At 36.9% G+C, this 12536-nt stretch carries 9 protein-coding genes; 5 read left to right on the top strand and 4 right to left on the bottom strand.

Annotated elements, in window-relative coordinates; genetic code table 11:
• Window positions 1-55 precede the first annotated feature (55 nt).
• On the top strand, window positions 56-1240 hold the full coding sequence (locus RM549_RS08315; protein WP_311683665.1) for a Pycsar system effector family protein: 1185 nt from the start codon (window positions 56-58) through the stop codon (window positions 1238-1240).
• Here RM549_RS08315 and RM549_RS08310 read toward each other — a convergent pair.
• Complete coding sequence (locus RM549_RS08310; protein ID WP_311683663.1) at window positions 1232-3601, bottom strand: GAF domain-containing protein; 2370 nt, start codon at window positions 3599-3601, stop codon at window positions 1232-1234. The two genes, RM549_RS08315 and RM549_RS08310, sit on opposite strands and share 9 nt — an antisense overlap.
• Window positions 3602-3752: 151 nt before the next feature.
• Between RM549_RS08310 and RM549_RS08305 the strand changes: the two genes are divergently transcribed.
• Complete coding sequence (locus RM549_RS08305; protein ID WP_311683661.1) at window positions 3753-4874, top strand: TlpA disulfide reductase family protein; 1122 nt, start codon at window positions 3753-3755, stop codon at window positions 4872-4874.
• A gap of 221 nt (window positions 4875-5095) precedes the next feature.
• On the opposite strand, the gene RM549_RS08300 is transcribed toward RM549_RS08305, so the two are convergent.
• Together RM549_RS08300 and RM549_RS08295 are read right to left on the bottom strand one after the other, a co-directional pair.
• Window positions 5096-5776 carry an SIMPL domain-containing protein gene (locus tag RM549_RS08300; protein ID WP_311683658.1) on the bottom strand — a complete coding sequence of 227 codons (681 nt, stop codon included), beginning with the start codon at window positions 5774-5776 and terminating at the stop codon, window positions 5096-5098.
• Between the two features lie 31 nt (window positions 5777-5807).
• The gene (locus RM549_RS08295) at window positions 5808-6455 is read right to left on the bottom strand and encodes a rhomboid family intramembrane serine protease (protein WP_311683656.1); all 648 of its coding nucleotides are present in this window, start codon (window positions 6453-6455) and stop codon (window positions 5808-5810) included.
• A 52-nt stretch (window positions 6456-6507) separates the two neighbouring features.
• Here RM549_RS08295 and RM549_RS08290 point away from each other — a divergent pair, with 52 nt between their 5' ends.
• A complete protein-coding gene (locus RM549_RS08290) occupies window positions 6508-7413 on the top strand; it encodes a lysophospholipid acyltransferase family protein (protein ID WP_311683654.1) in 906 nt (301 codons plus the stop codon).
• Here RM549_RS08290 and glmM read toward each other — a convergent pair whose 3' ends face one another.
• Window positions 7414-8799: a phosphoglucosamine mutase gene (gene glmM, locus RM549_RS08285; protein WP_311683652.1), complete on the bottom strand. Its 1386-nt coding sequence runs from the start codon at window positions 8797-8799 to the stop codon at window positions 7414-7416. It lies immediately after the preceding gene.
• A gap of 115 nt (window positions 8800-8914) precedes the next feature.
• Between glmM and RM549_RS08280 the strand changes: the two genes are divergently transcribed.
• Both RM549_RS08280 and uvrA read left to right on the top strand, forming a co-directional pair.
• Complete coding sequence (locus RM549_RS08280) at window positions 8915-9511, top strand: acyl carrier protein phosphodiesterase (protein ID WP_311683650.1); 597 nt, start codon at window positions 8915-8917, stop codon at window positions 9509-9511.
• Between the two features lie 190 nt (window positions 9512-9701).
• A complete protein-coding gene (gene uvrA, locus RM549_RS08275) occupies window positions 9702-12533 on the top strand; it encodes an excinuclease ABC subunit UvrA (protein WP_311683648.1) in 2832 nt (943 codons plus the stop codon).
• The last annotated feature ends 3 nt before the right edge of the window (window positions 12534-12536 follow it).

The raw sequence follows: 12536 nt of genomic DNA, 5'->3' as shown, positions 1-12536 counted from the left end.
AAACAGTTTGGGATTATTTTTTGTAATTTGGCAAGAAAAATTAAGCATCCGGTACATGAATAACCTCGTTGAGAAAGCAGATAGTTTTGTGCAAAATCTTTTTAAAGAAAAGCTCCCAAACACCTATATATACCACAACTACAAGCATACTGAGCGTGTAGTTAAAAGTACTAAAGAAATAGTCGAAAATTCTGAAATTAATGTTAAAGAAGAAGAGGCTCTACTACTCGGAGCCTGGCTTCATGACACGGGTTACACGAAAACATATTATGGTCACGAAGAAGAAAGTGTAAAAATTGCCACTAATTTTCTTAAGGAAAATAATGCTACCAATGAGCTTATTTCTGAAGTCGCAAAAATAATAAATGCCACAAAGTTTGATAACCAACCGCAAACTGAAGCTGAAAGAATTATCAGGGATGCAGATACTTCTCACTTCGCCAAAGAGTATTTTGAGGAGGCCAGTGAATTTTTAAGACAGGAACTCCAGCTTCACAATATAAAAAATTTCACCGGAGAAGAATGGATTCAGGAAAATATAAGGGTTTTTACAGAAAAGCATCAGTATTATACCACATATGCTCTGGAGAACTGGAAACCAAAGAAGGAAGAAAACCTTTTGGAGCTTATTGAAGATCAGAAAAAAAGACAAAAGAAGCTTCAGAAAGAAGAGCATAAGGCGAGGCTCAAAGCTCAATATAAAAATGATAATCCCGAAAGAAGTATACAGACGATGTTTCGGGTTACCCTAAGAAACCATATTAAATTAAGTGATATTGCAGATACCAAAGCCAACATTTTATTATCTGTAAACGCGATAATAATTTCCCTGGCTCTTGCGAATCTTATCCCCAAACTAGACGCGGCGTCTAATAAGCACCTGCTTATTCCCAGCATGATTCTTATTTTATTTAGTGTGGCTTCTATTATTCTCTCAATTATGTCCACAAGACCTAATGTAACCAGTGGAGAATTTACAAAGAAACAGGTGGAAGACAGGGAAGTGAACCTGTTGTTTTTTGGCAATTTTCATAAAATGCCATTTGAACAATTCCGTTGGGGAATGCAGGAAATGATAAAAGATAAAGATTATGTATATGAATCCCTGATGCTGGATTTACACCTGCTGGGTAAGGTCCTGCACAGGAAATATTTTTTGCTAAGAATTACCTACACAGTTTTTATGGTAGGTATAATTGTGTCGGTAATAAGCTTTATTGTAGGCTTCTATCTAATGTAGTTCCTGCATCAGGTTTTCGTAAGTTATATTTTCCTCTTCAGGATTATCTCCGGTAGAGTAAAGTATATTTACCCTTATCGCCTTTAGCCCAATAACTCCCTGAACATCCTGCAATTCCAGCAGTTCTACTTCTTCTCCCAGGTATTTCTTGGCCTGGAGGTATTTTATATATCTCAAATACTCCCTTTCGTCACTTCTCTGGGAATATATAATTGCTATTTTACCCTTTTGGGTGATCCTTTCTTCCGTATCTTTTATGTAGGCTTTATCAATCCGCTTTTTAATAATTTCATAACGCGCATTATAGGTGCCGTCAACATCAAATTTCTTTTCATCCATACGGTACCTTATAGACATTGTACTGTTGTAAACAAGTATTAAAGAAGCCGCATCAAGTTTTATAGGAGTAGTTTCCTGGAGTTGATAAAACCGGTTTTCCATTTCGCACATTGTACTTAGCTGCCATAGCCTTAAATTGTAAAGGTAAATCTTATTAAAAGGCTTATTGTTCGCCATCGATGGTCCAATATAAATGTTGTGGTCTACCCCATCTGTTTTATATCTCTCAAAATAATGTGGATAGATTTTTTGCGCCTGTACCTGCTTCCTGTCAATATAACGGGACATCGTCCTATTTACATGCTGGACGGTATCATCGTATTTTTTTCTTTCATCATATACTAGCCCCGTTTCAGAATTAAGCAGGGATTGATACTCCTCTACCTTTTGCTTTAATTCTTCAGATTGTCTTCTAAGGTGCGACATTATAGGATTTACTTCCTTCTGAAGCAGATTTGAGATTTTCTGCTCACTGGAAGCGTTTAAACCTTCGTTAAGCTCTTCTTTAAATTCAGAAATCCTGAATCTTACCTGTTCGTAAATTGATAGTTCTTCTATTTTAGATCCTTCTTTAAGAATATCCAGAATACTGTCCAATTGAATTAAAAGATCCTTCTGAATGGCAGTATTCCGGGCTTCCGAAGATGCTACAATATCAATCTGCCCATATAAGGGATAAACATTTTTAAAGCTGATATCCTTAAATGAGGCCAAACCGTCATCATCAAGATCATGTATAAATTTTCTCGCTTCCTTCTCAAAAATCCAAAGAACACTAGGGTGAATAGAAGTACATTCGCTTTGAATAACTGCTTTTACACGATTTTCAAAGTCTGACCGGTTACGCTCTACGGCTGTTACAATGTATGGGAGAATTTCGTCCAGTTTCAGTGCATTTATGCTATGCAGCTCATTTTTTCTTTCAGAAACCAATTCCAGGATACCGAGTAACCGATTCTTTTTTGCTACTGGCGCCAGAATGCAGCTCTTTACATTATTTGCTTTAAGATTTTGGGAAAGCACATTATCCCCGGTTTTTCTTGCATAAGAATCTACACTGGAAATTGAAAAATAACTATGTCCTTCAATCAGCTTTTTATATGCTTCCTTACATAATCCTTCCTCACTTTTAACAGATGTCCTGTCATTCAAAAGAAAACTTTTGGCTTCGTTGCTCTCCAAAGGCTCAAAACTTTTTTCTGAAGAGTCAAATACTGTAAACCCAACACGCAGATCTGGAATTTTATAAATAGAACGAAATATTTCTTCAAGGCTTTTTAGCTCATCTTTCTCTGAAGATTCATTGTACAACAATGTTGTTTTTAACTTCGAAATAGAATCGTCTATGGTAACATCTGTTAAATTAACAATTGTAAATCCTTTAAAAATATAGCTACAAGGAGGGAATTTCTCCTTCCAAAGCTCAATGTCATCTATATTCTGAATAAGAAGGTCTACATCTTCCTGAGTAATTTCAGGTGCATTTTCCTTAGGAATCACATCAACAAAATCACCATTTACTGCTATTCTGTAATGCCGGAGCACACCATTTTCATCTGGGATATCATAATAAAGCGGTCGAGAGAAATCAATTTCATATCCATATTCCTCCTTCAGGATATTAATACAGGCATTAATGTAATGCGTATCCTGGTCTATATTTCTTGTCTCCAGCACAAAATCTTCACCGGCGAGTTTCAGGATGTTCTTTAATCTTCTGGAAGAATTAAATAAAATATTGTGAAAAGGTATAGATGCAGCTTTAATTTCATTATTGGTGAGCACTGTAGGAAAAAGATCATTCAACAAAATCTTTATTGGCTCTTCATATTTTTTAAGATCCCCTGCATTCCTAATTCCTTCAGTAAGTTCAGGAAAAGTAGAAATATATTCCATTACCTCCTTCATATAGTTGTCGGCAATCTTGTTGTGATCCTTTTTTAATTCAGCTTCATACTGTTCAATTACCTTGTGAAAACTTATCTTAATCTCTAAGGGAAAATCTTCCTTTTGTTCCTTCATAATGCTTTAATATCTTACAAAATTACCTGTTCTATATTTTACTGAATCTTACAAAGACTTAAATTAACAAATATTAACAAGATTTTACTGGAAATGCTAAATTTTGCCACTACAGTTGCTTATTTTTGCAGTAAAACAAACTCTATTTTTTATGCGGAATTTAATAATCTTATTTGCTTTTGCCCTTTTGGCGGCTTCCTGTCAAGAAGAAGATGAAAAAGGCTACTACCTTAGCGGAAGCATTAAAGGTGTTGAAGATGGCACCGATGTATATATTTCTGAAATTAGCGAGGAAACTGAAAGACCTGCAGTAATAGACACAACGCAGGTTCAAAATGGCAAATTTGAAATTGATCTTGAGGATAATGAACAGCCAAATATGAGCTTTATTTCCTTCCAGGGAATAGGTGGTAATATTATTTATATTTCTGAAAACGAGAAAATAAATATTGAAGCTTACAAAGACAGCCTGAGGAGTTCCAAGATAACCGGGGGTAAAGAAAACCGTGCTTTAAACCAGTACATGACCCATTTAAAGGAAGTTAATCGTAAGATAACTGCCGGTCGTGCAGAAATGCAACAGGCGTACAACGAGCAGGATTCTTCCAGGTTTGAGACTTTACAGGCAACAGAACAGGAAATAAAAGATAATGACGCTGTCGCCAAAAAGAAAATCCTTGAAGAAAATCAGGATTCTTACGTGTCGCTCATGATCCTTATGGACATGCTTAGTATGAAAGTTCATCCGGTAAAAGAGATTCAGGAAATGTACAGCAATCTTTCTGAAGATTTAAAAGAAACTACCCTTGGTAAAAGTCTGAAGGAAACTTTGGAAAAACAAGGTACTGTGGCTATAGGAAGTAAAGCTCCCGAATTTACTGCCCCAACACCAGATGGGACTGAACTTTCCCTTTCAGACGCTATGGGAAAAGTGACAATTATCGACTTTTGGGCCGCCTGGTGCAAGCCTTGTCGTGTGGAAAACCCCAATGTGGTAAAAATTTATGATAAATACCACGAGGAGGGTCTAAATATCATCGGGGTTTCTCTGGATCGTCCTGGTCAAAAGGATAAATGGTTACAAGCCATTGAGGAAGACGGGCTGGAGTGGCAACAGGTTTCCCATTTAGAATTTTGGCAGGATCCTGTAGCAAGACTTTATAATATTGAAGCTATACCGGCAACGTTTATTCTTGATGAAAATGGTGTAATTGTAGATCGCGATTTGCGCGGAGATGAATTGGAGGAAAGAGTGCGTGAACTATTAAATTAAAATTGGAAGTTTTAAAGCTTTCTTGAAGTTGTTTCAAAAGTTTAGTCCAAAATTCACCAATTATCGACCTGTTGCTGAACATATAAATTCAGAAAAAAAGCATGAACCCAAAAATGTCTTTCAGGAAAAATCCCGAAAGACATTTTCTTTGACTTAGTATTTCCAGGAGCACGAAAATTGCCATTTTAAGGCATGCTCTCTAAAATGCTGACTTGGCTGAATTACTTCAGAAGAAAACCGACATTTACATTTACGGTGATTTCCATTTCACCCGGAGCTATGGATTCGGGACTACTTTTACTGCTATCCTCCATCATCGCCATCCTGTACATTGGTTGCGGACTGTTAATTGTCCCTTCAGTTATAGCGACTGCCTTTCCAATTTCCTGATCTAAGGGAGCTACTAGTTCTTCTGCCTTTCTCTTAGCATCCAAAACTGCTTTTTTACGGGCTTCAGTTTCATATTTTTTAGCTTCCGAAGATTTAAATTCCACGCCATCAATTCTATTAAGCCCTTCCTCCAGTAATCCCGACATGATCATTTCGTAATCTTTAATATCTTCCAACGTAATGGAAATCGCCTGGTTTGCTGAAAAAGAATACGTCTTCTCATTGTAATTGTATGATTTATTCAGTCTTATATAATCTGTATTTATATTTTTCTCCTGAACACCTGCTTTTTTTAAAAATTTAATTACATTATTTACTGCTTCGTCATTTTGTTTCTTGACGGCGGTTGCGCTCTCCCCCTCATGCTCAATGCGAGCCTTAATAACTACTTGGTCCGGTACGACATTCACCGTACCTTCACCCGTAACGTTTACAAGGTTGGATTGGTTTTCCTGCGCCCCTGCTCCTACAGCGATTAAAATTGCCATCAGGATAAAAATTTTCTTTATCATATTCATATTAATTGTTACACTTAGTTAAACATCAAATTTTTCCCATTTTCTGCAATACAAATAAAATTACCAGTGGAATTGCTAAAAGCACCACCATTAGTAAATGACTTTCAAAAACCCACGGAGCCAATACCAGTGTGAGAAGATATCCTCCCGCTGCACCACCAAAATGGGCATCATGCCCTATATTTCCAATCTGCTTTTTCATGCCCCAGATCGTGTAAAGTAAATAACCAATTCCAAATACATAAGCAGGAATAGGAATTACAAAAAACAGACCAAGCATCATATCTGGCCGTAATAAAATTGCCGAATATAAAATCCCCATTACTGCACCACTGGCGCCAACTGCTCTATAATTTAATTCATTTTTATGAAAAAAGTAAGAAAGTAAATTTCCCAGGATTAAACTGGCGATGTAAACAAGCACAAATCCCGTACTTCCCAATCCGTAAATAACCACATTTGCAAAGAAATAAAGGGTAAGCATATTCACAAAAAGGTGGGTGGTATTTACATGCAAAAAGCCCGATGTTATTATTTGATATTTTGCACCGCTCTTAATATCCCCAACATTAAATTTATATTTTTCAAAGAAGGCATCATCATTAAATCCCTTAAATGAAATTATTACATTTGCTGCAATTATTATGATAGTCACCAGACTCAAATCTCCCATATCTGCTTAAGTTTAGTGCCAAATATACCATATATTTGCTGAAACTTTTTTTATGCAGGCCCTCGTTTTTTGGTTGGTTTATCCCCTGTTGTGGATTATTTCCATTCTTCCGTTCAGGTTGTTTTACGCAGTATCAGACGCAGTATTTTTCCTGGTTTATCATATTATAGGTTACCGTAAAAAAGTAGTTGAAGAAAACCTGAAATTGGTTTTTCCCGAAAAGTCTGAAGAAGAACGCTTAAGAATAAGGAAAAAGTTTTATTCCCACATGTGCGACATGTTCCTGGAGATGATTAAAACCCTTACTATTTCTGAAAAAGAACTGAGGAAACGCTTTAAATTCACAAATCCTGAAGAAGTGCTACGTCTTCAGGATAATGATAAGAGTATAATGATGATGTGCGGACATTATGCCAGTTATGAGTGGATGATTGCGCTACAGTTGTATGGACTCAAAATAACCGCCTACGGCATATACAAAAAAATTAAAAATCCTCATTTTGATAAATTAGTAAGGGATATTCGTGGAAGGTTTAAGGGCAAACTTATCTCGACTACAAAAGCGACTATGACTATTACCAAGCATGAAAGTGAAAACAAACGTGCTATTTACGCTATGGTTGCCGACCAATCCCCAAAATTGATAAAGTCCAAATACTGGGCAGATTTTATGAATATAAAAGCTCCTGTTTTTGTTGGGGCCGAAAAACTGGCAAGGGAATTCGACATGGCTGTACTCTATCTGAACGTAGAAAAAGTTTCGAGAGGACATTATGTTGCTACACTAATTAATATAACAGATTCTGCAGCACAAGAGCCTGCGCATAAAGTCACACGTACTTATCTTGATTTACTCGAAACTCAGATACGCCAGAAACCCGAATTTTATCTTTGGACACATAAGCGCTGGAAACACAGTGGTAATCCAATTCCTGAAGGTGCACAAATAATTGATTGATCAGGAAACTATATCCTGAATTTCTTTGATCATCTTCTGCGCTAATTCATCTGCCTCTTTCTGGCTTTTTGCTTCTGTATAAATCCTGATTATTGGTTCTGTATTTGATTTTCTTAGATGGACCCAATTATCCGGAAAGTCTATTTTCACACCATCAACAGTAGATATTTCTTCATCTTTATGTCGCTTTTCGACTGATTTCAAAATTCCGTCTACATCCAGATCTGGCGTCAGTTCAATTTTATTTTTGCTCATAAAGTATGAAGGATATTCCTTCCGAAGAGCTGAAACGCTAATTTGTTTTTCTGCAAGATGTGTAAGAAACAGGGCTACTCCCACAAGACTATCTCTCCCGTAATGTGATTCAGGATAAATAATTCCGCCGTTTCCTTCTCCACCAATAACTGCATTGGAATCCTTCATTAATTGGACAACATTTACTTCTCCAACAGCACTTGCTTTGTATTCTCCATTATGTTTATTAGTCACATCTCTTAAAGCTCTTGAAGAAGACAAATTGCTTACCGTATTACCTATTGTTTTACTCAACACATAATCTGCACAGGCTACCAGTGTATATTCTTCACCAAACATTTCCCCATTCTCATCTATAAAAGCCAACCTATCCACATCTGGATCTACTACAATACCAAAATCTGCTTTTTCCTTTTTTACAAGTGCGCAGATATCTCCCAAATGTTCTTTTAACGGTTCAGGATTATGAGGGAAATGTCCGTTAGGTTCACAATAAAGCTCTGTTACTTCCACGCCCAGTTTTTTCAGTAGTTTTGGAATTGCTATTCCGCCGGTAGAATTTACACCGTCTACCACAACCTTAAATCCTGCTTTTTTAATCTTCTCTACATCTACAAGTTTCAGTTTTAAAACCTCCTCGATGTGGATGTCTATATAATTTTCTTTTTTGGTAATTGTTCCGAGGTTGTCTACTTCAGCAAAATCAAACGATTCATTTTCGGCAAGGTCAAGGATTTTAGCTCCTTCCTTCCCATCCAGGAATTCTCCATTTTTATTCAGCAGTTTAAGGGCATTCCACTGCTTTGGATTGTGGCTGGCCGTAAGAATAATTCCACCGTCGGCTTCTTCCAAGGGTACAGCTATTTCTACAGTTGGGGTTGTAGACAGACCAACATCAATAACATCTATCCCCAGACCCGTTAAAGTGTTCATTGTCAACTCCTGAATCATTCTTCCGGAAATTCGTGCATCTCTTCCAATAACAACTTTAAGTTTATCTTTTTGGCTTTCATTTTTAAGCCAGGTTCCATAAGCTGCAGCGAATTTAACAGTATCTATAGGAGTTAGATTTTCAGAAGTTTTCCCTCCTATTGTTCCCCTTATTCCTGAAATCGATTTTATTAAGCTCATGGTATTCCTTTTTATATTGATGATTTTTACTGCCCAAATATACAAGGCTGAATGCCGAGCTACCAAAACTTAACAAAATTTAAACAGTACAACCAAAAATTTGTAACTTCAAAAAATGAATTATTTGGCACATATTTACCTTTCCGGAAATGATGATAATCTCAAAATCGGAAATTTTATCGCAGATTCAATTAAAGGAAAAAACTTCCTGAAATTCCCTGAACCTATACAAAAGGGTGTTGTTCTGCACCGGGCCATAGATCAATATACCGACACCCATCCGGTTGTCAAAAAAAGTGTGACCAGATTGTTCAGCAGGTACAGTCATTATAGCCGTGTTATTGTAGATATTCTTTACGATCATTTTCTTGCTGTTAACTGGAAAAATTACTCCCAAACACCTTTGGAAGAATATACTGAAGAATTTTATGACCTCCTCCGGGAAAACAAATCAGATCTCCCAAAAGCTGTTCAGAAGTTTATGCCGTATATGTTTCGCGATAATTGGCTTTTAAGTTATGCCAGTATCGATGGTATTACAAAAATTCTATATCAAATGAACCATCGTACAAAGGGTAAATCCAATATGGACCTGGCTGTGGAGGAGCTGGAAATGTTTTATGACGAATTCCAGGATGAGTTTACCGAATTTTTTGCGGATCTGATCAACTTCAGCAGTGAGAAAATAAAGGAGCTGAATCAGGCTAATTAAATTGTACTGACTTAGGCTTTAGCTTCACAAGAAGTAAATTTTCTTATCTATAATCGTTTTTTTCCACCTTCTTCTAATACCGGCTTGTAATTTGGAACAAATTTTTTTACATCTAAATTAACAATGCAGAAATACCGCTTGCTTTTTAATTAGCAACACTTTAAGTACCTTTGCCACCTTGAATAATTTTATGACGGAAAGCGAAGATAATATTGAGGTATTAGGGGCAAGAGTCCATAATTTAAAAAATATTGATGTTAGTATTCCCAGGGAAAAATTAGTGGTAATAACAGGACTTTCTGGTTCTGGAAAATCTTCCCTGGCATTTGATACCATTTATGCTGAAGGACAAAGGAGATATATAGAAACTTTTTCTGCTTATGCCCGCCAATTTCTTGGTGGACTCGAAAGACCCGATGTGGACAAAATTGAAGGTCTTTCCCCTGTTATTGCTATTGAACAAAAAACCACCAGCAAAAATCCCAGAAGTACGGTAGGTACAATTACAGAAATTTATGATTTCCTGAGATTACTTTTTGCCCGTGCTGCCGATGCGTATAGTTACAATACGGGTGAGAAAATGATAAGTTATACCGATACCCAGATTAAGGATCTTATCATCAAAAAATTTAACGGTAAGAGAGTAAATATCCTTGCACCGGTGATTAGGTCCAGAAAAGGTCATTACCGCGAACTCTTTGAGCAAATCTCTAAACAGGGGTTTGTTAAGGTGAGAGTAGACGGAGAAGTGAGGGATATCGTAAAGGGAATGAAACTGGACAGGTACAAAACCCACGAAATTGAAATTGTAATTGACCGACTCCAGATTGATGATAAAACAGATGGACAGAAGCGCCTGAGTGAAAGTATTAAAACTGCAATGTATCACGGTGACGATACGTTGATGATTCTGGATCATGAAACAAATGAGGTACGGTATTTTAGTAGAAACCTAATGTGCCCCACTACTGGAATTTCCTATCCAAACCCTGAACCTAATACTTTCAGTTTTAATTCCCCAAAAGGTGCATGTCCAGATTGTAACGGGATTGGAACGCTCCATAAGGTTAATATTAGCAAAATTATTCCTGATGAAAAAAAGTCTATTAAGAATGGTGCTCTTGTACCTCACGGTCCTCAGAAAAAAAACTGGATTTTTTCGCAGCTCGAACTGATCGCCGAAAGATTTGACTTCAAACTTACTGATCCTGTTTCTAAAATTCCGAAGGAAGCAATGGATATGATTCTCTATGGCGGTAAGGAAAAATTTTCTAAAGAATCCAAATCGCTAGGTATTACCAGGGAATTTAAAATTGATTTTGAAGGAGTTGCAACTTTTATTGAGACAACTTTTAACAATAATGACTCTACTTCCCTAAGACGGTGGGCTAAAGAGTACATGGATAAAATAGAATGTCCTACCTGTAATGGCAGCCGGCTGAGAAAAGAGTCTCTTTATTTTAAGGTTAACGACCAAAACATTGCCAAACTTGCTCATAAAGATATTACAGATCTTGCTAATTGGTTTGAAGGCCTGGAAGAGAAACTCAGTGAAAAACAGCAATTAATTGCAACCGAAGTTATTAAGGAGATAAGAACCAGACTCAGCTTTTTAACAGATGTTGGTTTAACCTATCTTTCCCTGAACAGAGGGTCCAAATCCCTTTCTGGTGGAGAAGCACAAAGGATTAGACTGGCTACACAAATTGGTTCGCAACTGGTGGGTGTGCTCTATATTCTGGATGAGCCAAGCATTGGGCTGCATCAGCGGGATAATGAAAAATTAATTAACTCTCTTGTTTCCCTTCGGGATCTTGGGAATACTGTAATTGTTGTAGAGCACGATAAAGATATGATTGAAAGGGCAGATCATGTTATAGATATTGGCCCTTTTGCTGGAAAACACGGCGGTGAAATTATAAGTGAAGGAACTCCTTCAGAAATAAAAAAGCATAAAACACTAACAGCTTCTTACCTAAACGGTACAAAACAAATTGAAATTCCGGAAAAGCGAAGGAAAGGAAATGGAAAAACCATCACTTTAAAAGGAGCAACCGGAAATAATTTAAAAAATGTTTCCATAAGTATTCCGTTAGGTCAAATGATTGCTGTAACAGGGGTTTCAGGTAGTGGAAAATCTACTCTTATTAACGAGACGCTATACCCAATCATGAATGCCCACTACTTTAATGGAGTAAAAGTTCCTAAACCCTATAAGAGTATAAAAGGGCTGGAGCATATCGATAAAGTTATAGATATCAACCAATCCCCTATAGGTAGAACTCCAAGATCCAATCCTGCGACTTATACCGGAGTATTTTCGGAAATAAGAAGTTTATTCACTAAAACACCAGAAGCACAAATAAGAGGATACAAACCGGGACGTTTCAGCTTCAATGTAAAAGGTGGAAGGTGCGAAACCTGCAAAGGCGGCGGATTGAGAGTGATTGAAATGAATTTTCTGCCAGATGTTTACGTGGAATGCGAAACCTGCCAGGGTAAGCGGTTTAACAGGGAAACCCTCGAAATCAGATACAAAGGAAAATCTATTGCTGATGTCCTGGAAATGACAATAAATGATGCTACGCCATTTTTTGAATTAATTCCGAAAATTTACCGGAAACTAAAAACCATTCAGGATGTGGGGCTGGGATATATTACCCTTGGCCAACAAAGCACCACTTTATCTGGAGGTGAAGCACAACGAATTAAATTAGCCACAGAGCTTTCGAAAAGGGATACAGGCAATACTTTTTATATTTTGGATGAACCTACAACAGGACTCCATTTTGAAGATATTCGTGTGCTTATGGAAGTACTCAACCGGCTGGCCAATAAAGGAAATACTGTCTTGATTATAGAGCACAATATGGATGTAATAAAAATGGCAGACCATATAATAGACATAGGTCAGGAAGGTGGTAAAAATGGTGGAAAAGTATTAGCCACCGGAACTCCGGAAGAAGTCGCAAAACACAAAACAAGTTATACAGCAAAATTCCTTAAAAAGGAATTACAATAAAAA

The sequence above is a fragment of the Autumnicola patrickiae genome (assembly GCF_031846525.1).
Lineage (GTDB): Bacteria > Bacteroidota > Bacteroidia > Flavobacteriales > Flavobacteriaceae > Autumnicola > Autumnicola patrickiae.
The sequence above is the reverse complement of the archived record's forward strand: the minus strand, read 5'-3'. Positions and strand labels throughout refer to the sequence as shown.

Bases quoted from the DNA above. Each gene is read 5' to 3' on its own strand.
- RM549_RS08315 (WP_311683665.1), top strand. From the start codon at position 56: ATGAATAACCTCGTTGAGAAAGCAGATAGTTTTGTGCAAAATCTTTTT.
- RM549_RS08310 (WP_311683663.1), bottom strand. From the start codon at position 3,601: ATGAAGGAACAAAAGGAAGATTTTCCCTTAGAGATTAAGATAAGTTTT.
- RM549_RS08305 (WP_311683661.1), top strand. From the start codon at position 3,753: ATGCGGAATTTAATAATCTTATTTGCTTTTGCCCTTTTGGCGGCTTCC.
- RM549_RS08300 (WP_311683658.1), bottom strand. From the start codon at position 5,776: ATGATAAAGAAAATTTTTATCCTGATGGCAATTTTAATCGCTGTAGGA.
- RM549_RS08295 (WP_311683656.1), bottom strand. From the start codon at position 6,455: ATGGGAGATTTGAGTCTGGTGACTATCATAATAATTGCAGCAAATGTA.
- RM549_RS08290 (WP_311683654.1), top strand. From the start codon at position 6,508: ATGCAGGCCCTCGTTTTTTGGTTGGTTTATCCCCTGTTGTGGATTATT.
- glmM (WP_311683652.1), bottom strand. From the start codon at position 8,799: ATGAGCTTAATAAAATCGATTTCAGGAATAAGGGGAACAATAGGAGGG.
- RM549_RS08280 (WP_311683650.1), top strand. From the start codon at position 8,915: ATGAATTATTTGGCACATATTTACCTTTCCGGAAATGATGATAATCTC.
- uvrA (WP_311683648.1), top strand. From the start codon at position 9,702: ATGACGGAAAGCGAAGATAATATTGAGGTATTAGGGGCAAGAGTCCAT.